We start from the raw sequence: 25,061 nt of genomic DNA on the forward strand, positions 1-25,061 counted from the left end.
GTGAGTATGCCACCCTTGCTCATTTGATCAAATGTGGCTACAGTCACATATCAGATGAGCGTCGAGCATCGATCATATGAGCGAAAGTTTCCGTACTTCGTCCGGGACCTGCCCCGCGTCATGGGTCGAGGCCGCGCCCGCCACAACTGCAAGGAGCGCACCATCATGAATCGTCCACGCGCGCGGAACCTGACTGAGTTCTCGCTCAGCCGCCGCTCTCTGCTGGGGCTGGGAGTCGGCGCGGCCGCGGCCACCACACTGTCCGCCTGCGGCTCCGGAGCCGGGGGCACCGCGCAGGAGCGGGAGATCGTCGTGGCGATCGTCGCCAACCCCCAGATGCAGGACGCGATCAGTTTGATCGACGACTTCCGGGCCAAGCACCCGGGAACGAATGTCCGCTTCGTCTCCCTGCCGGAGAACGAGGCCCGCGCCAAGATCACGGCCTCCGTGGCCACCGGCGGCGGCGAGTTCGACGTCGTGATGATCTCCAATTACGAGACGCCGATGTGGGCTGAAAACGGCTGGATCGCCGACCTGGTCCCCTTCATGGACGCCACCGAGGGGTATGACCGGCAGGACTTCATCCCCACCATCCGCGAGGCTCTCTCCGTCGGCTCGGGCCAGTATTCGGTCCCGTTCTACGGGGAGTCCTCCTTCCTGGTGTACCGCGAGGACCTCTTCGAGCAGGCGGGTATCACGATGCCCGAGCAGCCCACGTGGGAACAGATCGCCCAGTACGCCGCCGAGTTTCACGATCCGGCCAAGAATTTCTCCGGCATCTGCCTCCGCGGCTTGGCCGGTTGGGGCGAGGTCATGGCCCCGCTGAATACCGTGATCAACACCTACGGCGGGCGGTGGTTTGACGAGGCCTGGAACCCGCAGCTGAACAGCCCCGAGGTCCATGCCGCGGTGAGCGACTACGTGAACTTGGTGCGCACCTCCGGCCAGCCCGGCGCGGCGACGTCCGGCTACGGCGACTGCCTCACGCGGTTCGCCCAGGGCAACGCGGCCATGTGGTACGACGCGACGGCCATGGTCTCCTCCGTCGAGGACCCCGCCTCCTCCCTGGTGGTGGGCAAAACCAACTACGCGCTCGCGCCGGTCAAGGAAACGACGTCGGCCGGCTGGCTCTACACGTGGGCGCTCGCCATCCCCGCCACCAGCCAGCGCAAGCAGGCCGCGTGGGACTTCATCGCGTGGATGACCAACAAGGAATACATGCAGCTGGTGGGGAACAACGTCAGCTGGGAGCGGCTGCCCCCGGGGAGCCGGCAGTCCACCTACGAGATCCCGGAGTACGCCGAGATCGCCGAGTCCTACGCGGGCCCCACGCTCACGGCCATGGGCCAGGCGAACCAGGACAACGCGATGGCCCAGCCCGTCCCTTACCCCGGCATCCAGTTCGTGGGGATCCCGGAGTTCCAGGACCTCGGCACGCGCGTCGGCCAGCAGGTCTCCGCCGCCATCGCGGGGCAGCAGTCCGTCGAGGACGCGCTCGCGCAGTCCCAAAGCTTCGCCCAGAGCGTGGCCCGAACCTACCAGGAAGGCTAAGCCATGAGCACGGATACTGCCTCGGCCGCGAAGGGCATCCGCACCGCCCGCGGCGCCGCTGACCGGCCCGCGCGCACCCCGGAGGAGCGCCGGGCGGCCCGGCGGGAAGGGTGGGCCCGCCGTGGGCCGCTCCTGCCGGCGCTGATCTTCACGATCATCGTCACCCAGATCCCGTTCCTGATGACCATTTGGTACTCGCTGCGGTCCTGGAACCTCCTCCGCCCAGACGGGCAGACGTTCGTCTGGTTCCAGAACTTCGTGGACATCTTCATGGATTCCACGTTCCGTTCCGCGGCACTGAACTCCATCCTCATCACGGTGGGCTGCGTCTTCGCCGCCCTCATCCTCGGGACGCTGTTCGCCATCCTGCTGGACCGGGAATTCTTGGGCCGCGGCGTGGTCCGCACCCTGCTGATCACCCCGTTCCTCATCATGCCCGCGGCCACCTCCATGCTGTGGAGCGTCTCCCTGCTGAACCCCAGCTTCGGCCTGCTGAACTGGGTGATCGGCCTCTTTGGGGTGGCGCCCATCGACTTCACCTCCCAGCTGCCCCTGTTCTCCGTGATCATGGCGCTGGTGTGGCAGTGGACGCCGTTCATGATGCTGCTCATTCTCGCGGGTCTGCAGGCCCAGCCCAAGGACGTCCTCGAGGCGGCGGCGCTCGACGGCGCCGGCTGGGGCAAGACGTTCCTGTTTGTCACGCTCCCGCAGCTGCGCCGCTACATGGAGCTGGCCGTCCTGCTGGGAGCCATCTACGTGGTCAACACGTTCGACCAGATCTACCTGATGACCGCCGGCGGCCCCGGAACGGCCAGCGCCAACCTGCCCTTCTACATCTACCAGCGCGCGTTCCTCGGCTTCGACATCGGCCAGGCCGCCGCCATGGGCGTCGTAACCGTCATCGCCACCATCATCATTGCCACCTTCGCGCTGCGTCTGATCTTCCGCAGCTTCGACGCAAAGGACTAAGCCATGTCCACCACCCTGACTGCTGAAACCGCACCCGAGCGCGGCGGTGCCGCGGGCGCCGCTCCCGTGCGACGCCGTCGTACTGGATCCGCCGGGCCCCGCCTGTTGACGGTGCTCACCTGGCTGCTGGCGCTGGTGTTCTTCGCGCCCGTGGCCTGGATGGTGGCCACCTCCTTCAAGCAGGAAAACGCGGCGGCCTCCACGCCGCCCACGTTCTTCTTTGAACCCACGTGGGACCAGTACGCGGCGGTGCTCGCGCAGAACGCCGGGCCGTACTTCCTGAACTCCCTCATCGCCACCGGCGTCTCCACGGTGCTGGTGATCGCCCTGTCCGTGCCGGCGGCCTACGCGCTGAGCATCCGGCCCGTGCAGCGGACGTCCGACGTCTTGTTCTTCTTCATCTCCACCAAGATGTTGCCGGTGGTGGCCGTCATCATGCCGATCTACGTGATCTCCGGGCGCCTGCATGTGCTGGACAACGTCTGGACGCTCGTGGTGCTCTACACGTCCATGAACCTGCCCATTGCGGTGTGGATGATGCGCTCCTTCTTCCAAGAGGTCCCGGGGGAGGTGCTGGAGGCGGCCCAGATGGACGGCGCGGGCCTGATGAAGACGCTGCGCTCGGTGCTCATCCCCATGGTCACCCCGGGGATTGCGGCCACCGCGCTGATCTGCGTGATCTTCGCGTGGAATGAGTTCTTCTTCGCCCTGAACCTCACCGCCGCGAAGGCCGCCACCGTGCCGGTCTTCCTCATGGGCACCATGACCAGCGAGGGATTGTTCCTGGCCAAGCTGTCCGCGGCGAGTGTGCTGGCCTCCCTGCCCGTGGTGCTGGCCGGTTGGGCGGCGCAGAAGCAGCTGGTCCGCGGCCTGTCCATGGGCGCGGTCAAGTAAACCGGCGGCCGGGCCCGCGGCGGCATATGCTGAACAGATGCCTCAGCCCAACAACGGTGCGGGAGCCAAACGCGCCACGATGAAGGACGTCGCCGCCCTCGCCGGCGTGTCCCCGAAGACGGTCTCCAACGTGCTGACGGGGACGGTGGGGGTCCGCGAGTCCACGCGCACCGTCGTCGAGGACGCCATGGCGACCTTGGGCTACGTGCCCAACTTGGGCGCGCGCGGCCTGCGCAACGGGCGGACGGGCATCATCGGCTTCGCGCTGCCGGACTTGGCCACGGCCTTTTCCGCCAGCCTGACGCACGCGGTCGTGCAGCTGGCTCACGAGCGCGGCCTGGCGGTGCTGGTCGAGGAGACGGCGGCGGACCCCACCCGGGAGCACCTGTTGGTGGCGCGCGCCCGGGAACACTCGATCGATGGGCTCATCCTCAACCCGGTCCGGCTCCAGGACAGCGTCGTCGAGCATGTGGATCACTTGCCGCCGGTGGTGCTGATCGGCGAGGTGGAGCAGTACAAAACGGACCGCGTGTTCGTGGACAGCCGGGCCGCAGCTCGCGAGGCCACCGAGCATCTGATCGCCCAGGGGGCGCGGCGCATCGCCGTCGTCGGCGGCTCGCGCGGCGCGCGCCCTGGGCTCGCGACGTCGGGACTCCGGCTGCGCGGTTACCTCGACGCCCTGGACGCCGCGGGGATTGAACCCGACGCCGAGCTGCAGATCTCCGTGCGGCAGTGGACGATCGAGGGCGGGGCCGGGGCGGTCCGCGCCTTGCGGGCCACTGGCCGGCCCTTTGATGCCATCCTCTGCTTCACCGATTCCATGGCGCTGGGCGCCGTGCATGCCTTGCATGAGGCGGGGCTACAGGTCCCGCGCGACGTCCTCGTCGCGGGGTTCGACGACGTCGAGCACGCCCGGTTCGCGGTGCCGGCCCTGACCACCGTTGGCTTTGACCACGTGGCGTACGTGACGGCGGCCCTAGATCTGCTCCAGCGGCGGATCGACGGCCGTGAACGCGCGGCGGAGGCCGTGGTGGTGCCGCACAGCTTGACGCTCCGGGAGAGCACGGCGGCGCTCCCAGCCGGCGCGGACCCTGCTGCCGAGGCCTGAGCGCTCCCCCGCTGCTCACGCGTACCTGAGCGAATCCAGGGTCTTGCGGCGCCGATTACATCGATGTAAATTGACTGTAATCTTCGTCACAAGGAGTCGAGGTTCATGTTGACTACGCACATCAATCGCCGCCGTTTCCTGAGCGCCGCTGCGGCATTGGCCGGCGCCGGGATGCTCGGTGGCTGCGCGGCGACACCGGCCACGGACGAGCGCACTCTCCAGTTCTGGCACCTGCTCAGCGGCGGCGACGGGGTCACGATGGCCGGGCTCATCGATCAGGTCAACGCCGCCCACTCGGGGTTCGAGGCTAAGCAGACCGTGCTGGCCTGGGGCGCCCCGTACTACACGAAGCTCGCCATGGCCGGCGCCGGCGGGAGGGCCCCGGAGGTGGCTATCATGCACGCCTCCCGCGTCCCCGGCTATGTCCCCGGCGGCCTGCTGGACCCGTGGGACAAGGACCTCCTCGCGTCCTACGGCGTCGGCGAAGCCCAATATTCCACGCCCGTCTGGGACAAGTCGCACCTCGGCGGTGAGCTCTACAGTGTGGCCCTGGATGCGCACCCGTTCATCATGCTCTACAACAAGGAGCTCTGCGCCGAGGCCGGGGTGTTGGACGGCAACGGCCGGCTCCAGCAAGCCACCTCTCCGGACGAGTTTCTGGCGCTAGGCCGGGAGCTTTCGGGCGTCAGCGAGGGCCACGGCATCTCCTACGGGTATTTGGGCGGCGGCTCGCAGATGTGGCGCCTCTTCTACACCCTGTACTGCCAGCAGGGGGCCACGATGGAGCTACCGCAGGGCGGCCCGGCACAGATCGACGAGGACGCGGCCGTGACCGCGCTCCGGTTCATGCAGCAATTGCTCGACGGCGAGATCGCCGCGGCACAGAATGACGAGGACAACGCGATCGCCGAGTTCGCCACCGGCCAGAGCGCCATCCTCTTCACCGGGGTGTGGGAGCTTCCCACCATGCAGGAGCAGGGGATCGACGTCGGCGCCGCCACCCTTCCGACGATCTACTCCCAGCCGGCGGTCTACGCGGACTCCCACTCGTTCGTCTTGCCGCGGCAGCTGGATCCGGACCCGGAGCTGCGGGAGATGACCTACGCCTTCGTCGCGGACCTCTTGACCCGCTCCACCGAATGGGCTGCGGCCGGTCACATCCCCGCCTACCTCCCGGTCACGGAGAGTGAGGAGTATGCCCAGCTCGAGCCGCAGGCCGACTATGCCGACGCGGCGAACCATCTGGTCTACGACCCGCCGGCGTGGTTCACCGGATCCGGCTCCAACTTCCAGAACAACTTTGGCCAGGCCGTCCAAGGAGCCCTCATGACGGGCTCGGACCCGACGCCGGCGGTGCAGGCCGTCAAGCGCGATCTGGACGCGATCCTGGCCAAACCCAATCCCACCGATCCGGAAGGGGAGTGGTCAGCATGAGCCACGCCGCCACCGCCGCCACGCGCTCCGCGTCGGCCACGCCCACGCCCCCGGCGGCGCGGGGGATCAAGCGATTCCGCGAGGCGCGCATCGCGTGGATCTTCCTCGCGCCGTTCATGCTCGCGTTCCTGCTCTTCCTCGTCTGGCCGATCCTGCACGGCTTCTACCTCAGCTTCACCGACCAGTCGCTGACCGGAGCGGGCGGCGGGTTCGTGGGCGGGACCAACTACGCCGAGGCGCTCGGCGACGCCACCATGTGGCGATCGCTGGCCAACACGGCGCTGTTCACGCTCCTGTCCACCGTCCCGCTGGTCGCGATCGCCCTCGTCATGGCGCTGCTGGTCGACACGGGCCTGCCGGGCCAGTGGTTATGGCGGCTGTCCTTCTTCATGCCGTACCTGCTGGCCTCGACGGTGATCTCCCAGATTTGGGTCTGGATTTTCAACCCTTCAGTCGGCGCGGCCAACGAGCTGCTGCGCTCCATCGGGCTCGAGCCCATCGCCTGGCTGCAGAACGAGAACACCAACCTCACCGCCATCGTCATCGCCACGGTCTGGTGGACCATCGGCTTCAACTTTCTGCTGTATCTGGCGGCCCTGCAGAACATCCCCAGCCACCAGTACGAGGCGGCGGAGCTCGACGGCGCCGGCAAGCTGCGCCAGATCTTCTCCATCACGCTGCCCCAGCTCGGCCCGACGACCGTGGTAGTCCTGACGCTCCAGATCCTCGCCTCGCTCAAACTCTTCGATCAGGCCTACCAAATGATGGGCGGCATCTCGAGCGACACCACCCGGTCCATCATCCAGTACATCTACGAGGCCGGATTCGTCGGCTATCGGTTCGGCTACTCGGCGGCGATCTCCTACGTCTTCTTCGCCGTCATCATCATCGTCGGCATCCTCCAAGCCGTCCTGCTTCGGCAGAGGAAGGCGGAACAATGAGCACCTCCATCGAGACCCCGCAGCCCGTCTCCATCGACGGCGGGGCGGCGCGCCCCGTGACCGGACACCGGGTGGTCCGCACCAGTCGGATGGCCGGAAAGAAGCGCTTCTCCGGGCTACGTCTGGCGGCCTTTGTGGCCCTCGCGGTCATGGCGCTGGGATGGTTGCTGCCCTTCCTGTGGGCGGTGGCCACGGCCTTCAAGACGGAGACGGACGCGGCCTCCGGCGGCCTGAACTGGATCGGCGCCTCCGGCATCACCACTCAGGCGTTCGAGTCGATTCTGTCCCAGGGCAATATCTGGGTGTGGGCGTTCAATAGCCTGTGGACGTCCGTGGCCATCACGGTCATCACCGTGTTCATCTCGGCGTTCGCTGCCTACGCCTTCTCGCGGCTGGACTTCCGGGGCCGGCGCTGGCTGTTCGTGGTCGTCCTCGCCTCGATCGTCATCCCACCCCAGGTGTTGATCATCCCGCTCTTCTACCAAATGCTGGCGTTCAACCTCGTGGACACGCACTGGGGACTCATCCTGCCGCAGGTGGTCATGCCAGCCATGGTCTTCATCCTCAAGAAGTTCTTCGACGCCGTGCCGATCGAACTGGAGGACGCGGCGCGCGTCGACGGGGCCTCCCGCTTCCGCATCTTTTGGTCCGTGGTGATGCCCCTGTCCCGGCCCATCCTGGGTGCCGTCTCGATCTTCGTGTTCATCAACGCCTGGAACAACTTCCTGTGGCCGTTCATCGTCATCAACGACACGCTCCTGATGACCCTCCCGGTCGGCTTGCAGACGGTCATCAGCGCCTACGGCGTCCAATACGCGCAGATCATGGCCCAAGCTGTCCTCGCCTCCCTGCCCCTGATCGTCGTCTTCCTGCTGTTCCAGCGGCAGATCGTCAAGGGCGTTGCCACCACCGGCTTCGGCGGGCAGTAGCCCCGTGGCCACCTCGACAGACCTCACGTTAGAAGGAGAACAATGACTCAAGCACGCATCACCCTGGACCGCGATTTCACGATCGGCCCCGTGCCGCGCCGCCTCTTCGGCTCCTTCGTCGAGCACATGGGGCGCTGCGTCTACACGGGCCTCTACGAGCCCGGCCACCCGCAGGCCGACGCGCAGGGCTACCGGCGGGACGTTCTGGAGCTCGTCAAGGAGATGGGGCCCACCGTGGTGCGCTACCCCGGCGGCAACTTCGTCTCCGGCTACCGCTGGGAGGACGGCGTGGGGCCGCGCGAGGACCGGCCCGTGCGGATCGACGGCGCGTGGCACTCGATCGAGACCAACGCGTTTGGGCTCCACGAGTTCGTGGATTGGGCCAAGCTGGCCGAGGTGGAGGTCATGGAGGCCGTGAATCTGGGCACCCGCGGCGTGGAGGAGGCGCGCTCCTTGGTGGAATATGCCAACCACCCCTCCGGCACCTACTGGTCAGATCTCCGCCGCAAGAACGGGGCCGAGGACCCGTTCGACATCAAGCTCTGGTGCCTCGGCAATGAGCTGGACGGCCCCTGGCAGATCGGGCACAAGACGGCGGACGAATACGGGCGGCTGGCCCAGGAGACGGCAAAGGCCATGCGCCTCGTTGACCCCACGCTTGAGCTGGTCGCCGTCGGCTCCTCTCACCGCAACATGCCGACGTTCGGCTCGTGGGAGCACACGGTGCTCAGCCACACCTACTCCGAGGTCGATTACATTTCCATGCACGCCTACTACCAGGAGCACGACGGCGATGCGGCGTCCTTCTTGGCCGAGGCCGTGGATATGGACGAGTTCATCGACGGCGTGATCTCCACGATCGACGCGGTCAAGGCGGCCGGAAAGCACAAGAACCAGGTCAATATCTCCTTCGACGAGTGGAACGTCTGGTACCAGCGCGGCCTCGATACCGAGGATCAGCCGCACCGCGTTGCCGCAGGGTGGAAGCCGCACCCGCGGCTGATCGAGGACACCTATAACGTGACGGACGCCGTCGTCGTCGGAACGTTCCTTAACAGCCTGCTCCGCCACGGTGACCGTGTGACGATCGCCAATCAGGCGCAGCTGGTCAACGTGATTGCCCCGATCCGGTCCGAGGAGGGCGGGCCGGCGTGGCGGCAGGCCAGCTTCTGGCCGTTCGCCCGGATGGCCGCCCTAGCGAGCGGTCAGATCATGCGGCTGGCCGTCGATTCGGGGAAGGTGCCGACGCCCAAATTCGGCGACGTCGACGCGGTGGACGCCGCGGCCACGTGGGACGCCGAGCGGGGCACGATCGCCGTTTTCCTGGCCAACCGCTCGCTCGAGGACTCCGCGCAGGTTGAGCTGGATCTGCGCGGGCTCGCCGCGGACCGCATCACCCGCGCCGAGGTGCTCACCATCCCCGAGGGCGGTGACCGGTTCTCTGCGAACACCGAGGGCCACCAGGACGCCGTGGGGCTCACGCCGCTCGAATCCGTCGGTCTCGAGGACGGGTCGGTGCACGCGAGCCTGCCGAAGCTCTCCTGGGCCGTGGTGGAGATCGCGGTGGCGGCCGCGTAGCTCTGCCGCACGCGCGGGGCTAGGGTGGGGTCATGGAACCCGACCCACCGCACGTGAACGACCCGGCCGTGATCAAGCGCCTGCTGCGGACGCCGGCACGCTGGGCGGTGGTGGGGTTGACCAACAACCCGGACCGCGTGGCGCTGCCGGTGTCCGCCTGGCTCCAGGATCATTTGGGCATGGAGATCGTGCCCGTGAACCTCCGCGGGGAGGACGTGCTGGGCCGGCCGGCCGCGCGGACGCTGGCGGAGGTCGCCGGCCACATCGACGTCGTGGATTGCTTTGTGAACTCGTCCAAGGTGGGCGACGTCGTCGACCAAGCGATCGCCGCCGGCGCCGGCGCCGTGTGGATGCAGCTGGGCGTGATCGACCACGCCGCGGCGGCCCGGGCGCGCGAGGCGGGCCTCGACGTCGTCATGAATACCTGCCCCAAGATCGAGGCGGTCCGGTTGTGACGGGCCCCGCCGGGGCCCAGCTGGGGTTCGACGCCGCCCGGCGGCTCTGCGTGGACCGGCCCGGGGCGTTCGAGGACACCCCGTTCGGCCCGGACCGCTACGTGTACAAGGTGCGTGGGCGGGCGGGGAGTCAGCCCAAAATGTTTGCGCTGCTGTGGAGCGAGGCCGACGCCGTCGCCGGCGTTGGCGGGGCCGTCGGCGCGACGCCGGGCAGCCCCGGCCCGGCGCGGCTGAATCTGAAGGTGGAACCGGCGCTGGGCGAGCAGCTGCGGGCCGCGCATCCGCAGATCACGCCCGGCTATCACATGAACAAGCGGCACTGGGTGACGGTGGTGTGCGCGGGGCTGGAACGCCAAATGCTCGCGGACCTCGTGGAGGACTCGTACGACTTGGTGGTGGCGTCGCTGCCGCGCGGGGACCGGGAGGCGCTGGGCTGGCGCCGTCTCGCCGAGGGCTAGCCCGCTCGGTCACCGCACTCCGCCGCATGGGCCTCTAGGATGCTCTGCGCGCCGGAGCTGCCCGCGGCGTAGAACTCGTGGGCTTCTCCGGCGAGGTCGATCCGCCCCGCCGCCGCGCTGTAACCCACCGTTTGCTCGCCGCCATCCGGATTCGACCACGTGATGGTGCGCCGCCGCGCGTCCAGTTCCCCGCGGACGTCGTCCGTATTCACGGCCGGGCGGTCGTCACAGCCCAGCACCGCGTAACTGACGGTGGGCCCGTCGATCGTCATGACCTCGTAGCGGTACTGCCCGCCGTCGGTCACGTAGTCGCCGTTGAGCGCCGGGGCGGGCTCGGTCGCCGTGTCACCGGGCGTCGGTTCCGCGCCCCCGGGCGCGGTGGAGGCGCAGCCGGTGACGACGACGGCGCACGCGAGGGCCGCGGCCAGCAGCCCGCCGGTTGCGCGGAGCGATGCTCGAGGGAACGCCATGCGCTGCCGCCTTTCGCCCGCCCGGAGGCTCAGATTGATCGGTGGAGCCGATCATGCCACCTCGCGGGCGCCGGCGCACCGGTGCGGCACGAATCACGGCCTGGTCGGCGGCCGGGGCGCTGACAGGCGCCCGCCGCGGGTCCTAGGCTGAAGGCATGATTTTCATCGTTGTGAAGTTTGCCGTGAAGCCCGAATCCGCCGACTCGTTCCTCGAGGCCACCCGTCCGTTCACCGAGGCGACGCGCGCCGAGGAGGGCAACCTGTGGTTCGACTGGTCCCGCAGCGTGGAGGACCCGAACGAGTTTGTGCTGATCGAGGCGTTTAAGGACGACGCCGCGGAGGCGCACGTGAGCAGCGATCACTTCGCGGCCGGGTTGGAGGCCATGCGTCCGTTGCTGCGCTCCACCCCACAGATCATCAGCCGCCAGATCGAGGGCGAGGGATGGGACCGCATGGGCGAACTGCAGATCGACTAGCCCGCGGCGCTCACCCGGCAGCTACCTCCACAGGGCGGTGAAGCTGCCGTATCCACCGGTGATGCGGCAGCGCCCGTCCTCCCCGTAGCCCGGGTATTGGCCATCGAGCTCCGCGCCGAGCTCCTTGAGCTGGCAGGTCCACTTGCCGGCGCGGACCGTCCCGCCGCTGCGCGAGTCCCAGGCTTCGGCGATCCGCACCGAGTCGTAGATGGACACCACCGTCTGGCAATCCACGTTGACGCTCTCGAAGTCGAAGTAGGTCCCGGAGCAGGCGTGTGCGTTCGCGTCATCGGGGTGGTAGCGCACGGAAGCGAGCATGTGGGTGATGTTGGCGTACTCCTGCGTGAAGGTGTAGTCCTCGGCGGCCTGCACGGCGTCGTCCCGCCGGTCCTTCAGCGAGGCGTTGCCCAGTGGCGCGCGCCCCTCAAACCGCAGCGCCCCTGCCAGCTTCGGGAAGCCTTCCCGGCCGCCGCCCACGGGCACGGAGCGCCCGGGGGCAATCTCCTGCGGCACGTCCTGCCGCGCGGTGAGGCCATAGCTCGCCACGTTCTCCGCGTTGGGGTGGGTCACGAGGTCGAGGACGACGTCGGCGCCGGAGGCCGAGGGCAGCTTGACGTCATCGGCCGGGGAGGAATCGATCTGCGTGAACGTGGAACCGGGGATGGAACTGGGCGTCTCCCGGCCCGGGTTCTGTTGCAAGGTGGCGATCAGGCGGCCGTCCTCGGTCAGGACGCGGTAGGCCGGGATGTCGGTGCTGGAGGACTGCCCCGTGGCCTCGATGGTCTCCACCATCCAGTCCTCATGGACGAGGAAGGACAGATCCCCGGCGTCGGTGTTGACGCGCCGCCATTCCTCCTCGGGGGAGGGGTCCGCCTTCGCGGTGGGGCGGGCCTCGAGTTCTTCCTGAGTATCAAAGGCCTTCGGGAAGACGTCCTGAAGTAGGCCGCAGCCCGTGAGGGAGAGTGCCGCCGCGGCCGCGACGGACGCTAGTGCCACTCGTTGCCGTGTGCGCCATCCGTTCATGCCTCCCACACTAGTCAGGCGCGCTCACGGATCTCGTGGCGCAGCTCCGAAAGTGATCACACTGTGATACGCGCACCGAATCCGCCCCCTTGACCCCGGATTGAACAAGCGTATAGTCGGTTGAACAAGCGTTCATTGAACGTCCGTTCAGCGGGGTTGGAGCCCCGCGCCATCGCGAGGGAGGTGGCTGCGTGCCGACGCAGCAGGAGCTGACCCGGGTCAAGATTCGCGACGCCGCGATCGAGCAGATGGCCCGCCGCGGCTACGCCGTTCCCTTGCGCGCCATCGCGGATGCCGCGGGCGTGAGCCTCGGCCTGATCAACCACCACTTCGGGTCCAAGGAGGGGCTGCGGCAGGTGTGCGATGACCACGTGCTGGGGCTGATCGCGAGCGTAAAGAGCGACTCGCTGCGCGGCTCCGCCGTGGAGGCCATGGCCAACCTCAGCCGGATCGACGAGTTTGTGGTCCCCACCGCCTACTGCCTGCGCGCCATCGCCGCCGGCGGCGCCAGTGCGCGCCGCGTCGTCGATCACTTCACGGCGGACGCCGAGGAGTACGTGGCCGCCGCGGTTGCCGACGGCACGCTGCGCCCCTCGGTGGACGAACGCGCCCGCATCCGCCTCATGACCCTGCAAGGCTTCGGCGCGCTTCAACTGTATTTTTCCCTGCGGGCCGGCAGCGACGAGGAGTTCAGTCCCTCCGAGCTCGCCGGGCTCATTGACGACTATGTTCGCGAACACGGGCTCGCCCTCGTGGAGCTCTACACCTTTGGCGTCTTTGCCCAGCCGGACCTCTTCAACGCCTACGTCGCCAGCGCCCCCGCACCGGGGGAGCCCAGCGATCCATCCCCCACCGCACAGGAGCGAGCATGACCACCCTCATCGACCTCGCCGACGTGACCAAAAACTTTGGCCGCGTCCGCGCCCTCGACGGCCTCAACCTCCACGTGGACGCCGGCGAGGTGCACGGCTTCCTCGGTCCCAACGGCGCCGGCAAATCCACCGCCATCCGCGTCCTGTTGGGACTGCTCTCCGCGGACTCCGGGCGCGCCCAGCTGTTCGGGCGCGACCCGTGGAAAGACGCCGTCGACCTCCACCGCCGGCTGGCCTACGTCCCGGGGGGACGTGACCCTGTGGCCCAAGCTGACCGGCGGAGAGGCCATAGACCTGTTGGGGAATCTGCGCGGCGGCCTGAACGAGTCGCGGCGGGCGGACCTGATGGAACGCTTCCAGTTGGACCCGCGCCGGAAGGGGCGCACCTATTCAAAGGGCAACCGCCAGAAGGTGGCCCTCGTGGCCGCGCTGGCCGCCGACGTGGATCTGCTGATCTTGGACGAACCCACCTCCGGGCTGGATCCGCTCATGGAGCTGGTCTTCCAAGAGGAGGTCCGGGCCGCCGCTGACCGCGGCACCGCCGTCCTGCTCTCCAGCCACATCCTGGCCGAGGTGGAGGCCTTGTGCTCCCGCGTCACCATCATCCGCGAGGGGCGGGACGTCACCACCGGCACGCTCTCCGAGCTGCGCTCGCTGACGCGCACCGCCGTCGTCCTCGATGCGGACGTCGAGGCCGCGGAACTCGAATCCCTCACCCCGGTGCACAGCCTGAGCACCGACGGCGCGCAGCTGCGCTTCACGGTGGACGACGGCGGCATGCCCGCGCTGCTCTCCGTCCTCGCCGGGCGCCAGGTGCGCACGCTCACCGCGACCCCGCCGAGCCTCGAGGAGCTCTTCGTCCACCACTACGACGCCGCTGCCGAGGGCGGGGCGCCGGGCGAGGGGCCCGGCGCCGGGCCGGAAGCCACAGCGGGCCGTCGGCCGAAGGGGGCGTACCGGGCATGAGTGCCTCACCAGTGATGGAACGCGGCGTGGCCCCGTCCGGCGCCGGGAACATCGGCCGCGCTGGCGCGGGTCACCCACTCACCGGCACCTGGCGGCTGGCGCGGGCCATGCTGCGCGCTGACCGCGTCCGGCTGACCGTGTGGTTGGCGGTGATCGTCGGCTTCATCGCCTACGTCGCCGTGGCGTTCCCTGCCGCCATGGGGGACGTCGCCGTCGCCGAGCGCGGCGCCGTGATGGCCGAGCCGGCCGCCGCCATGATGGCGGGCCCCGGGTACGGGCTTGAGAATTACACCCTCGAGGTCATGATGGCGAACGAGATGCTGGGCCTGTTCGCCGTGTTGGTGGCCATCATGTCCCTCCAGCTCGTGACCCGACATACGCGGGCCGAGGAGGAGGCCGGACGGACCGACCTAGTGCGGGCCGCCCCGGTGGGCCGGCACGCGCAACTGACGGCCGCCGTCGTCGTCCTGATCGCCGCCAACCTGGTGGTCGGCGCAGGCACCGCCGGCGCGCTGGTCATCGCGGGGCTGGAGCCGGCGCTGGACTCCACGGTGTTCGGCCTCGCGCTGGCCGCCGTCGGCGTCGTGTTTGGCGCGCTAGCCGCCACCACGGCGCAGCTGAACCGCTCGGCGCGCGCCGCCTCCGGTATGGCCGGCGCGGCGCTCGGCGTCGCGTACGTGCTGCGTGCGGTGGGGGACGCGAGCCAGCGCGGCGGCAACTGGATGTCCTGGCTCTCGCCCATTGGCTGGGCGCAGCAACTGCGGATCTACGTGGACCTGCGCTGGGAGCCCATGCTACTGCTCGGCGGGCTCGCGGTGCTCGCGCTGGGCCTCGCGTATGCGCTGTCCGCGCGGCGCGACGTCGACGGCGCGCTGCTGCCGGAGCGCTTGGGCCGGGCACGCGCCAAGGCCGCGGGCCGGACGCTCGCCGGGCTCACCGTGCGCCTAGAGGCCCCGCGCGTGCTGTGGTGGGGCATCGGGCTGGGCGTCTTCGGCGTGCTGACCGGATCCCTCGCGGGGCCGATGGCGGACATGCTCGCGGATAACCCCCAGCTGGCCCAGATGATGGGCCTGACCGGCGAGGCGGCCGATGACTTCATTGCCGAGACCATGAGCGTGTTCCTGATGTTCTTCGCCATGGCCGTGGCGGCCTACGCCGTGATGTCCACCCGGAGCCTGCGCGCTGACGAGGCGGCGGGCCGGAGCGAGCTGGCGCTCGCCGGCGCCGTCTCCCGGTACCGGTGGCTGGGACTGCCGCTGATCGTGACGGTGGCGGCCGGGATCTTGCTGCTGGCCGTGTCCGGGCTGGGGCTCGGGGCGGGAGCCGCCGCCGAACTCGGGGCCGACGCCCTCGGTGACTTCACGCTGGCCGCGCTGACCTACGCCCCGCTGATCGCCGGCTGGGCGGCCGCGGCGGCGCTGTTCTACGGGCTGCGGGGCGGCGGCGGTTGGCTCTGGGCGCTGCTGGGGATTTGCCTCGTGGTGGGCATGTACGGGTCCATGCTGGGACTGCCCGACCCCGTCATCGACGCCGAGCCGTTCAGCATGGTCGAGCCCATGGCCCTGATCCGCGGCGACGCCGGGTGGGAGAGCGATTCCCCGTGGTGGCCGCTGGTCGGAGCGTCTGCGGTGGCCGTGGTTCTCGCGGCTGGCGCGCTCGGTGCCTTCCGGCGTCGCGACGCCGCCTGAACCCAGCGCGGTGACGGCATGAAAAAGCAGCCGGTGAGGGGGAGGGGGATCCTCGACAAGTTGGGGGGATTGCCACGAAAGGCGGTGTTGTAAAGGCACCCCATCACCGGCTGCTGGAGTAGAAGTTACCACAGGAATTTCGCGATTCCCAAGCGCGATTGTTGCGGTCAAAAATCGGGATAAAAATCCCCATTAGCGCCCCGTGGGTCCCTAGGCGCTCGTGGCGCGATCCGCGCCACGAGTGCGGTCGACACCCCGCCACCGCATGGTATGCCAAATGACTAGGTCATTCTGGGAGGATCATTCGCGAAGGGGGCGCTTTTTCAGTGTTAATCGATCATTCGCACGAGATGTTTTTGAGCGCGCTGATCACGTGCTGAGTCAGGGCGGGGCCGTCCACCTCATGGCCGCCGTCGTGTTCGATGAGCGTCACCGGCGGCGGTGCGCCGGGGTCGCCGCTGCGGTGGCCGGGTTCGCTGCGGCCGAGGCGGGCGAGCGCGTCCGCCGTGGCGCGCACCCCGCCGATCGGAAAGAGCTGGTCCGCGCGGCCGGCCTCCACAATGATGGGCCCGGTGAAAGCGGCGAGCACCTCCGGCAGGTCGCCGAACCGCGCGAGTCCGGGCGTGTAATTACACGGGCAGTGCTCGATCGCCAAGATCCCCTGAGCAAACGTGCTGCCGTACCCGCTGAGCGCCAGCACCCGCACCTGCGGGTGCGGCAGGGCCACGTGGACGCCGATCTGGCCGCCGCCGGAGAATCCGGCCACGCCCAGTGGGGCCGAGGGATCGACCTCCAACTCCGCCAACTGGCCCAGCAGGCCGTTCAGCTCCGCGGTCCGCGCCCCGCTGAGGGACAACCCAAACAATCCCAGGTGATTCACCAGGCGCTGACACTGGGTTCCGGGGCGCTCGGCGGCCCCGCGGCGCCCCGGTAGGCCCACCATATCGGGGATCACGACGGTGGCTCCGGCCTCGACGAGCTGGACGCCCAGCCGGCCGTGGGCGCCCGCGGTGGCCCCGTCGTCGTCCACCCCGGCGAGGGAGGCACTGCTGGCGCCGTGGCCGTGGAGCGCCAGCACCGTGGGAGACGGGCCGGGCCCGGTGGGGCGGAGGACATAGACGCCGAACGGCATGCCCGGAAAAATCTCGGCGCTCCAGCGCTGGCGCACCCAGTCCCCGTGCGCGGACTCCTCGAGCAGGCGCGGGGGTTCGGGGCGGAGGTACGGTGCGAACGCGGCGGAGAGCTGGCCTAAGTGCTCGACTGCGGAGGTGGCGCCGCCGGTGGCTGCCGCGGGCGACGGCGGGTCCTGCCGCACGCGGAGCAGGAGCGGTTCGGCGCCGCGGCCGAGTGAAGGGTCAGTGCAGGCGGTGGGCGGGGGAGACGAGTGGTCCATGGGGTCCTGTTCGTGGCGGCGCGGTCCTCTGGGCCATCATGCCAGCGTGGGTGCGGCCGTGGTGATGCCCATCGGGTATGGCCCGGCCACGTAGGTGGGCCCGCGCGCGGCCGGCTGCTTGCCTGCAGAAACTTCTGCAAGCAAGAAAGGGGTGCGCCCGCGTGCCGCCGGCTGAGCGCGCGTGCTGCGGGGCGAGCGCAGTGGCTCATATGATGAAGCGATGACCTCCGTCTTTTCCAGCCAGTCCGCGCCGAGCCGCCAGGTCCTGGCCGACCACGTGTACGAGGAGCTGCTGGCGGCGCTCATTGACGGGCGCTTCGAGGCCGGCGCCGCGCTGAGCATCGAGGGCCTAGCGCGGGACCTCGGGGTGTCACCGACGCCGGTGCGGGAGGCGCTGGCCCGCCTGGAGCACACGGGCATGGTGCGGCGCGCGGCGCTGAAGGGGTACCGGGTGGCGCCGCTGATCACCCCGGAGGAGCTGGCCCAGCTGGCCGAGGCGCGCAAGCTGATCGAAACCCATAATGCGGAGCAGGCGTGCGCCCGGGCGGACCAGGAGCTCGTCGACGCGCTCGCCGAGACGATCGAGCGGCTTTCCGCCGCGCCGACGGGCGCCTCCTACAGCGAATTCCGCGACTACTGGAAGGCCGACGAGGACTTCCACCGGATCATCGCCGAGAGCGCGGGCAACCCGTTCATCCTCAGCGCTTACAACACCCTCGGCGGGCAGGTGCAGCGGTTTCGCCTGTTCGCCGGGCTGGGGGTGACCGACGCGGACTGCGCGATCGCCGAGCACACCGCGATCCTCGAGGCGTTCCGGTCCGCCGACCCGGCCGCGGCACGGGCCGCCATGGAGGCCCACCTCGACGGCGTTCGGCAGCGCGGCATTAAGGACAGCACCGAGCGGTAAGCCGCTCCGCCGTACCGGCCAGCCCAGTTTCCGCTGGCCGTGCGCGCCGGTGCGCTCACCGGCCCTCCTCTGACTAGTGCTTTTGCGCTCTTCTAAGCCGGCCCGCGGGGCGAAAGTGGGCTGGCCGGTACGCGCCCATGCCGCGCATGACCTTTCGTGATTAGTTGACATGGATCACATCGCGGGTGAATCCTATAGGAAATAGGATCTACGACGAGGGAGCACCTCATGCCCTACACCGCTGATACGTGGCCCATCACGGCCGCCCTGCTGCAGTTCCCCCATGAGCTGCCGGGCGGCGGCACCGTCCAGGACGCGGACGCCAGCCATTGGAAGTCCGTGTTCGCCACGGTTCGCGACGCTGGCTTTGCCAATGTGGACCTCCTCGATAGCTGGATTCGCCCCGGGGACCTCACCGCGGCGCGGCTGGATGAGCTGAAGGCCGCCCTCGGCGAGGTGGGCGTCGGCGCGCCGGCCCTGTCCGCGATCCGCCGCAGCGTGATCGACGCGCAGCACGGCCAGGAGCACCTCGCCTACGCGCATCGGACTCTCGAGGCGGCCGCGCACTTGGGCTGCGAGGTGGTCTCCTTCGGGCTGCACCAAGCGCTGACGCCGGAACAACAACAGCAGCTGTGGTTCTGGACGGTCCCTGGCCACCAGGACCCGGTGGGAGACCAGGACGTCTGGGCCACCGCCGTGCGCCGCTTGCGCGAACTCGGCGAGCACGCCCGCGAGCTCGGCCTGCTGATGTCGCTCGAGATGTACGAGGACACGTTCCTCGGCACCGCCGACTCCGCCGTCGCACTCGTCCAAGAGATCGGCCTCGACAACGTGGGGCTGAACCCGGACCTGGGCAACCTGGTCCGCGTGCACCGGCCCATTGAGGACCTTCATGAGCTGATCGCCAAGACCATGCCGTACGCCAACTACTGGCACGTGAAGAATTACCTGCGGGATGAGAACACCGCCCGCGGACACTATTCGGCGCTGCCAGCCCCGTTGGAGACGGGCGTGATCAGCTACCGGGAGGCGCTCGAGGTGGCGCTGGCCCACGGCTTCCAGGGCATCATCTGCTGCGAGCACTACGGTGGGGACGGGCTCTCCGTCTCGGCCACCAATCAGCGGTTCTTGCGCGAGATGCTGCTGCCGAAGACCGAGGACTACGCGCTGGGCACCCCGCTCGTGGCGCAGGGGCGCCAAACCCCCGCCGCGGCCGCCGCGGGAGACGCCCGATGACCCGCCTCTACGATGACCCCACCGCCTTCGCCGACGCGGCCATCGACGGCCTCGCCGCCGCCCACCCGCGCCTGCTGGAACGGGTCGACGGCGGCGTCGTGCGCGCCCCGGAAATGTCGGAAAACCAGGTCGCCGTCGTGATCGGCGGCGGCTCCGGCCACTACCCGGCCTTCGCCGGGCTGGTGGGCCCGGGGCTAGCGGCCGGATCGGCGTGCGGCAACCTCTTCGCCTCGCCCTCGGCCGGCCAGATCTACCGCGTGGCACGCACGGCCGCGAACGGCGGCGGCGTGCTGCTCAGCTACGGCAATTACGCCGGGGACGTCCTGCACTTCGGCCAGGCCCAAGAGCGCCTCAACGCCGAGGGCATCGAGACCCGCACCGTGCTGGTCTCGGATGACATCGCGTCCGCACCGGCCGCGGAACGGGACAAGCGCCGCGGCATCGCCGGGGACCTCACGGTGTTCAAGATCGCCGGCGCCGCCGCGGAGGAGGGCGCCACCTTGGACGAGGTCGAGCGCCTTGCCCGCAAGGCCAACGAACACACCTTCAGCCTCGGCGTCGCGTTCGACGGCTGCACGCTCCCCGGCGCCGACGATGCCCTGTTCCACGTCCCCGAGGACACCATGTCCCTAGGGCTCGGCATCCACGGCGAACCCGGCATTTCCGACCACGAGCTCCCCACCTCCGCCGAACTCGCCGAGCTGCTCGTCACCCGCCTGCTGGCCGAGCGACCCGACGGCGCCACGCGTGCCGTCCCGATCGTCAACGGCCTCGGCACGGTGAAGTACGAGGAGTTGTTTGTGCTCTTCGGCCATGTGGACCGGCTGTTGCGCGACGCCGGCGTCAGCGTCGTCGAACCCGAGGTCGGCGAGCTGGTCACCAGCCTCGACATGGCCGGGGCATCCCTCACCCTTTTCTGGGTGGACGACGAGTTGGAGCGCCTCTGGTCCTCCCCCGCGGACACGCCGGCCTTCCGCAAGGGGTCCGCCCCCACCGCCCCGCGCCGCAGCTTCTCCACCGGTAAGGCGGCGGAGGTCACGCATGAGCGTGCGACGCCGGCCAGCGCTGAACTCGGCCGCGCCGCGGCGCGCCTGCTGGCCACCGCCCGCGGCGTCGTCGTCCGCCACGAGCAGGAGCTCGGCGAGCTGGACGCGATCGCCGGCGACGGCGACCACGGGATCGGCATGCGCCGCGGGGTAGAGGCGGCCGCGGACGCCGCGGCGTCCCTCGTCGAGGAGGCGGGCGGCCAGGCGTGCGTGAGCGAGGTCCTCGCCACCGCCGGCGACGCCTGGAGCGAGAAGGCCGGCGGAACCTCCGGCGCCCTGTGGGGCTCCGGGATCGCCGCGATCGGCCGCGCGCTGGGCAGCCAACAGGAGTACGACGCCGCCGCGGCACCGGCCGCGGTTGCCGCGTACCGGGACACGGTGGTCGCCCTCGGCAAGACGGAGCTGGGGGACAAGACCATGGTGGACGCGCTGGTGCCCTACGCCGACGCGGTCGCCGAGCGGATCGCGGCCGGCGCCTCGGTGCCGGAGGCGCTCGCCGCGGCCGGCGACGTGGCCGACGCCGCCGCGCGAGCCACCGCCGACCTGACGCCCAAGAAGGGCCGCGCCCGCCCGCTCGCGGAGAAATCGCTGGGCCACCCGGACCCCGGCGCGACCTCGTTTGCGCTGATCGCCGCCGGCCTGGCGGAGGACCTAGCGCAGCACACCGCCGACCAACCCCAAGGAGAAACACGATGAGTCACACGTTCCGCATCGTCGTCGCGAACGACTCCGCCGGCGTCGAGTACAAGAAAGCCCTGCTGGCCCAACTGCAGGCGGACGAGCGGGTGGAATCCGTCGTCGACCTCGGCGTCGGCAGCGGCGACGACACCGCCTACCCGCACGTGGCCGTCGCGGCGGCCCGCCAGGTGGCCGCCGGAGAAGCGGACCGGGCGCTGCTGATCTGCGGCACGGGCCTCGGCGTGGCGATCTCCGCGAACAAGGTGCCCGGCGTCCGCGCCGTCACGGCGCACGACGCCTACTCCGTGGAGCGGGCCGTGCTGAGCAATAACGCGCAGGTGCTCACGCTGGGGCAGCGTGTGATCGGATTGGAGCTAGCCAAGAAGCTCACCGATGAGTGGTTGCGCCACACGTTTGACCCGCAGAGCGCCTCCGCCGCCAAGGTGGACGCCATCTGCTCCTACGAGCCGCAGGCCTAGTCGCCGCGCCGCATCAGCACTTCAAGTAAAGGACACACATGGATATCAACGTAGCGATCATCGGTTCCGGGTACATGGGCGGCGGGATTGGCCAAGTGCTGGCGCTCGCCGGCGCCCGCGTGGCCCTCGCCGACGCGGACGCGGCCACCGCGCAGGCCAACCTGGAGCGCCTGCTCACCGAGTCCCGGCAGTTCGAGGAGCAGGGCCTCTTCCCGACCGGCGCCACGGAGACGTTGACCCGGAACCTCTCCGCGGCCGAGTCGCTGGAGCAGGCCGTGGCGGAGGCCGACTTCATCGAGGAGGCCGTCCCCGAGAAGCTGGAACTCAAGCGCAGCATCCTGGCCCAGATTTCTGCGGCCGCGCGCCCGGAGGCCATCATCGGCTCCAACACGTCCACCATCTCCATTGCAGACATGGCCGTGGCCGTGGAGCACCCCGAGCGCTTCCTCGGCGTGCACTTCTCCAATCCGTCGCCGTTCATCCCGGGCGTGGAGATCATCCCGCACGCAGGCACCAGCGAGCAGACCGTGGCCGCCGCCCGGCGCTACGTGGAGGAGACGGGCAAGGAGACCGCCGTCGTCAAGGACGTCACCGGCTTTGTGCTCAACCGGCTGCAGTACGCCCTGTTCCACGAGGCCACGCAGTTGGTGGAGGAGGGCGTCGCGGCCCCGGAGGACATCGATACTCTGGTGCGCACCACGTTCGGGTTCCGCCTGCCGTTCTTCGGGCCGTTCGCGATCGCGGATATGGCGGGCCTCGATGTCTACAACTTCTGCTACCAGTCCCTGCAGACGGACTTCCCGGAGCGCTTCGCGACCCCGAAGATCCTCAGCGAGAAGGTGGAGGCCGGCCAGCTGGGCACCAAGTCCGGCGGCGGCTTCCTCGACGTCCCGGCGGAGCAGTTGGCTGAGCTGATCGCCTACCGCAACAAGGCGTACGTGAAGATGGGCCAGGTCCTGAAGGAGCTCGGCCCGGCCCCGCTGGACTCCGATGCCTGATCAGCCTCAAGCCGCCGCCGGCCCGCGCCGCAGCACGCAGCGCTACATCGGCGTCAGTACCAAGGCCTATCTGGGGTACGCCCAGAGCCTGACGTGGCTGGAGGGGGTGCGGGCGCAGTTCGAGGCCCGGCAGGACAACGACGGCGCCGTGGGCGTGACCGGTTTCGTGGCCCCATCGTTCCCCGTGCTGGAATCGGCCGCCCGGATCCTTAAGGGGACCGGGGTCTGGCTCGGCGCGCAGGACGTCGGGCTGCTCGCCGGGCCCACCGCCTCCGGCGCGGCGACGGGCGAGGTCCCCCCGCGCATGTTGGCGGAGCTCGGCGTGCGGATTCTCGAGGTCGGCCACGCCGAGCGGCGCGCCCACTTCGGCGAGGACGAGGCGGCCGTGGCCGCCAAGCTCCGCGCCGGCGTCGCGAACTTCATGACGCCGCTGCTGTGCATCGGGGAAAGCCGGCGCGCGGACCCGGACGACGCCGTCGCGGCCTGCCTAGCGCAGGTCGCCTCGGCGCTCGGGCTGACGGAAGGGGCGGCGGGTACGCCGTCCCCGGCCGAGGCCGCGCCCATCGACCCTGCGGACGTGATCTTCGCGTACGAGCCCGTGTGGGCGATCGGCGCGGAGCAACCGGCCGACGCGGACTACGTCGCGGCCGTGTTGACCGGGCTGCGCGCCCGCTTGGACGCTTGCTCGTCCGGCCCGGTGCGCCTCCTCTATGGCGGCAGCGCCGGCCCCGGTCTGCTGCCGCGCTTGCCGGCGGCCGACGGACTGTTCCTCGGCCGGTTCGCGCACGACCCCGCCAACCTCGGGCGCGTGTTGGACGAGGCCGCTGCTGTGACCGCCGCGTCCTGACGGCCTGACGCAGGCTCCGGCGTCCACGCGCCCGCCTGCCCTCTCTTGTCCTTCCCCTCCATTGACCGGGAGTTTTCATGTTGCTGACCCATGCCCTCACACCGGCGGCGTCGCTCACCGCCACGCCGTCGGCGGCTGCGCCGCAGGCGACGCTGCCGGTGCCCGCCCTGCTGCTGATCGCGGTGGCGGCGATCGCCGTGCTGCTGGTGCTGATCATCAAGGTCCGCCTGCACGCGTTCTTCTCGCTGATCATCGTGTCCCTGCTGACCGCCGTGGCCGCCGGGGTGTCCGCCGCGGATCTGCTCGAGACGATCGTCGGCCCGTTCGGCAGCACCCTCGGCAACGTGGCCATGCTGGTGGGCTTCGGCGCCGTGCTCGGCCGCATCGTGGAGACCTCGGGCGGTGCCCAGGTCATCTCCGAGAAGCTGATCGGCCTGTTCGGCGAGCGGCGGGCACCGCTGGCGCTCTCCGTCGCGTCGCTGTTGTTCGGCTTCCCGATCTTCCTCGACGCCGGCTTCATCGTCATGCTGCCGATCATCTATACGGTCGCACGCCGCGTCGGCGGCGGCCTGCTGCGCTACGCCCTGCCCTCGGCCGGAGCCTTCCTCGTCATGCACGCGCTCGTGCCCCCGCACCCTGGCCCCGTGGCGGCGGCCGGGATCATCGGTGCCGACGTCGGACTGGTGCTGATGGTCGGCCTGCTCGTGGGCCTGCCCACGTGGTACGTGGCGGGCTACCGGCTGGCTCTGGTGCTCGCGAAGCGGGCGGGGCACCTGCCGGTGCCGCAGCTGCTGGGTGAGGCGCCGAAGGAGCACCGCAACCCGCCGCCCTTCGGTCTGGTCCTGCTGGTCCTGCTCCTGCCGCTGGGGCTGATCTTCCTGAATACCGGGCTGAAAACTCTGCAGGCCACGGGCGCCGCACCGGACGTGTTGTGGACGCAGATCCTCATCTTCCTCGGCAACACTCCCATTGCGCTGCTGATTTCCACCCTGTTGGCCATGTACCTGCTGGTGGTACGCCGCCACGACGGCCCGATCGGCGGCGCGCTGGAACAGGTGGTGGACGACGCGCTGGCCCCGGTGTGCTCCATCATCTTGATCACCGGTGCCGGCGGCATCTTCGGCGGCGTCCTGACGGCCACGGGCATCGGCGGCGCCATGGCCGATTCCCTCCAGCAGGTGGGCATGCCGCTGATCTTGGCCGGCTTCCTCATCGCCGTGATCATGCGCGTCGCCCAAGGGTCGGCGACGGTGGCGGGCACGACGGCGGCCGGGCTCATGGCGCCCGCCGTCGCCGCGTCGGGGGAGCAGACCGCGCTGGGGCTGGCGTGCCTCGTGGTGGCCATCGTGGCCGGGGCCATCAGCTTCTCCCACGTCAACGATTCCGGCTTCTGGCTGGTAAGCCGCTTCCTGGGCCTCACCACGGCCATGGCGCTGAAGACGTGGACCGTGATCGCCACGGCGATTGGCTTCATGGGCTTCGCGTTGGCGTGGCTGCTCTACGCGGTGGTGGGGTAGGCGGCGCGCCCACCGGGTGCGCGCTAGGGCACGGCGTATCGCCATCGAGTCAGGACTCAACTATCCTGCCAAGATGAGGTACCTGCCGCCCGCGCCGAGTTTTTAGAGCGCGGCGCCGGTCAGCTGCCGTAACCCGTCAGACGGAGGG

Annotated in this window: 23 protein-coding genes and 1 pseudogene; 21 read left to right on the forward strand and 3 right to left on the reverse strand. The window is 69.6% G+C overall.

Annotated features, from left to right (window positions below):
• Positions 1-54: 54 nt before the first annotated feature.
• The 10 genes from IW252_RS08900 (at position 55) to IW252_RS08945 (ending at position 10,317) form a co-directional block, all read left to right on the forward strand.
• Positions 55-1,551, forward strand: a complete 1,497-nt coding sequence (locus tag IW252_RS08900) for an ABC transporter substrate-binding protein (RefSeq protein ID WP_231365965.1) — start codon at positions 55-57, stop codon at positions 1,549-1,551.
• 3 nt (positions 1,552-1,554) lie between these two features.
• Complete coding sequence (locus IW252_RS08905; RefSeq protein WP_196836231.1) at positions 1,555-2,520, forward strand: carbohydrate ABC transporter permease; 966 nt, start codon at positions 1,555-1,557, stop codon at positions 2,518-2,520.
• 3 nt (positions 2,521-2,523) lie between these two features.
• Positions 2,524-3,414, forward strand: coding sequence for a carbohydrate ABC transporter permease (locus IW252_RS08910; RefSeq protein WP_196836232.1), 891 nt, complete (start codon positions 2,524-2,526; stop codon positions 3,412-3,414).
• A gap of 37 nt (positions 3,415-3,451) precedes the next feature.
• Entirely contained in the window at positions 3,452-4,522 is a 1,071-nt protein-coding gene (locus tag IW252_RS08915; RefSeq protein ID WP_196836233.1) for a LacI family DNA-binding transcriptional regulator, read from the forward strand.
• Between the two features lie 105 nt (positions 4,523-4,627).
• Positions 4,628-5,956: an extracellular solute-binding protein gene (locus IW252_RS08920; RefSeq protein WP_196836234.1), complete on the forward strand. Its 1,329-nt coding sequence runs from the start codon at positions 4,628-4,630 to the stop codon at positions 5,954-5,956.
• Complete coding sequence (locus tag IW252_RS08925) at positions 5,953-6,897, forward strand: carbohydrate ABC transporter permease (protein WP_196836235.1); 945 nt, start codon at positions 5,953-5,955, stop codon at positions 6,895-6,897. Before IW252_RS08920 ends, IW252_RS08925 begins: the two co-directional genes overlap by 4 nt.
• Complete coding sequence (locus IW252_RS08930) at positions 6,894-7,826, forward strand: carbohydrate ABC transporter permease (RefSeq protein WP_408065769.1); 933 nt, start codon at positions 6,894-6,896, stop codon at positions 7,824-7,826. Before IW252_RS08925 ends, IW252_RS08930 begins: the two co-directional genes overlap by 4 nt.
• A gap of 42 nt (positions 7,827-7,868) precedes the next feature.
• A complete protein-coding gene (arfA, locus tag IW252_RS08935) occupies positions 7,869-9,404 on the forward strand; it encodes an arabinosylfuranosidase ArfA (protein WP_196836236.1) in 1,536 nt (511 codons plus the stop codon).
• A gap of 32 nt (positions 9,405-9,436) precedes the next feature.
• Entirely contained in the window at positions 9,437-9,859 is a 423-nt protein-coding gene (locus IW252_RS08940) for a CoA-binding protein (protein WP_196836237.1), read from the forward strand.
• Positions 9,856-10,317: an MmcQ/YjbR family DNA-binding protein gene (locus IW252_RS08945; protein ID WP_331271498.1), complete on the forward strand. Its 462-nt coding sequence runs from the start codon at positions 9,856-9,858 to the stop codon at positions 10,315-10,317. Before IW252_RS08940 ends, IW252_RS08945 begins: the two co-directional genes overlap by 4 nt.
• Here the strand turns inward: IW252_RS08945 and IW252_RS08950 are convergent.
• Positions 10,314-10,787, reverse strand: coding sequence for a hypothetical protein (locus IW252_RS08950; protein ID WP_196836238.1), 474 nt, complete (start codon positions 10,785-10,787; stop codon positions 10,314-10,316). The two genes, IW252_RS08945 and IW252_RS08950, sit on opposite strands and share 4 nt — an antisense overlap.
• A 155-nt stretch (positions 10,788-10,942) precedes the next feature.
• Between IW252_RS08950 and IW252_RS08955 the strand changes: the two genes are divergently transcribed.
• Positions 10,943-11,263, forward strand: coding sequence for a putative quinol monooxygenase (locus IW252_RS08955; RefSeq protein WP_196836239.1), 321 nt, complete (start codon positions 10,943-10,945; stop codon positions 11,261-11,263).
• Between the two features lie 21 nt (positions 11,264-11,284).
• Here IW252_RS08955 and IW252_RS08960 read toward each other — a convergent pair whose 3' ends face one another.
• Entirely contained in the window at positions 11,285-12,259 is a 975-nt protein-coding gene (locus tag IW252_RS08960) for a hypothetical protein (RefSeq protein ID WP_231365966.1), read from the reverse strand.
• Positions 12,260-12,477: 218 nt separating this feature from the next.
• On the opposite strand from IW252_RS08960, the gene IW252_RS13565 reads away from it, so the two are divergent.
• The 3 genes and pseudogenes from IW252_RS13565 to IW252_RS08975 all read left to right on the forward strand — a co-directional run bounded on the left by IW252_RS13565 (position 12,478) and on the right by IW252_RS08975 (position 15,812).
• A complete protein-coding gene (locus tag IW252_RS13565) occupies positions 12,478-13,158 on the forward strand; it encodes a TetR family transcriptional regulator (protein ID WP_196836241.1) in 681 nt (226 codons plus the stop codon).
• A pseudogene (locus tag IW252_RS08970) lies at positions 13,155-14,124 on the forward strand (ABC transporter ATP-binding protein). Before IW252_RS13565 ends, IW252_RS08970 begins: the two are co-directional and overlap by 4 nt.
• Entirely contained in the window at positions 14,121-15,812 is a 1,692-nt protein-coding gene (locus IW252_RS08975) for an ABC transporter permease (protein ID WP_196836242.1), read from the forward strand. Before IW252_RS08970 ends, IW252_RS08975 begins: the two are co-directional and overlap by 4 nt.
• 337 nt (positions 15,813-16,149) lie before the next feature.
• Here IW252_RS08975 and IW252_RS08980 read toward each other — a convergent pair whose 3' ends face one another.
• Positions 16,150-17,205 carry an alpha/beta hydrolase gene (locus IW252_RS08980; protein ID WP_196836243.1) on the reverse strand — a complete coding sequence of 352 codons (1,056 nt, stop codon included), beginning with the start codon at positions 17,203-17,205 and terminating at the stop codon, positions 16,150-16,152.
• 220 nt (positions 17,206-17,425) lie between these two features.
• Here IW252_RS08980 and IW252_RS08985 point away from each other — a divergent pair, with 220 nt between their 5' ends.
• From IW252_RS08985 to IW252_RS09015, 7 genes are all read left to right on the forward strand, one after another.
• On the forward strand, positions 17,426-18,112 hold the full coding sequence (locus IW252_RS08985; RefSeq protein ID WP_196836244.1) for a GntR family transcriptional regulator: 687 nt from the start codon (positions 17,426-17,428) through the stop codon (positions 18,110-18,112).
• A 228-nt stretch (positions 18,113-18,340) separates the two neighbouring features.
• Positions 18,341-19,348, forward strand: a complete 1,008-nt coding sequence (locus IW252_RS08990) for a sugar phosphate isomerase/epimerase family protein (RefSeq protein ID WP_196836245.1) — start codon at positions 18,341-18,343, stop codon at positions 19,346-19,348.
• Positions 19,345-21,090, forward strand: coding sequence for a dihydroxyacetone kinase family protein (locus IW252_RS08995; protein WP_196836246.1), 1,746 nt, complete (start codon positions 19,345-19,347; stop codon positions 21,088-21,090). The genes IW252_RS08990 and IW252_RS08995 overlap by 4 nt, the downstream gene beginning before the upstream one ends.
• Positions 21,087-21,551 (forward strand): ribose-5-phosphate isomerase, encoded by a 465-nt coding sequence (locus IW252_RS09000; protein WP_196836247.1) that lies wholly within the window; start codon positions 21,087-21,089, stop codon positions 21,549-21,551. The genes IW252_RS08995 and IW252_RS09000 overlap by 4 nt, the downstream gene beginning before the upstream one ends.
• A 38-nt stretch (positions 21,552-21,589) precedes the next feature.
• Entirely contained in the window at positions 21,590-22,549 is a 960-nt protein-coding gene (locus IW252_RS09005; protein WP_196836248.1) for a 3-hydroxyacyl-CoA dehydrogenase family protein, read from the forward strand.
• On the forward strand, positions 22,542-23,396 hold the full coding sequence (locus tag IW252_RS09010) for a triose-phosphate isomerase family protein (protein WP_196836249.1): 855 nt from the start codon (positions 22,542-22,544) through the stop codon (positions 23,394-23,396). Before IW252_RS09005 ends, IW252_RS09010 begins: the two co-directional genes overlap by 8 nt.
• Before the next feature lie 77 nt (positions 23,397-23,473).
• Positions 23,474-24,913: a GntP family permease gene (locus tag IW252_RS09015; RefSeq protein ID WP_196836250.1), complete on the forward strand. Its 1,440-nt coding sequence runs from the start codon at positions 23,474-23,476 to the stop codon at positions 24,911-24,913.
• Positions 24,914-25,061 lie beyond the last annotated feature (148 nt).

The organism is Zhihengliuella flava (assembly GCF_015751895.1).
GTDB lineage: Bacteria > Actinomycetota > Actinomycetes > Actinomycetales > Micrococcaceae > Zhihengliuella > Zhihengliuella flava.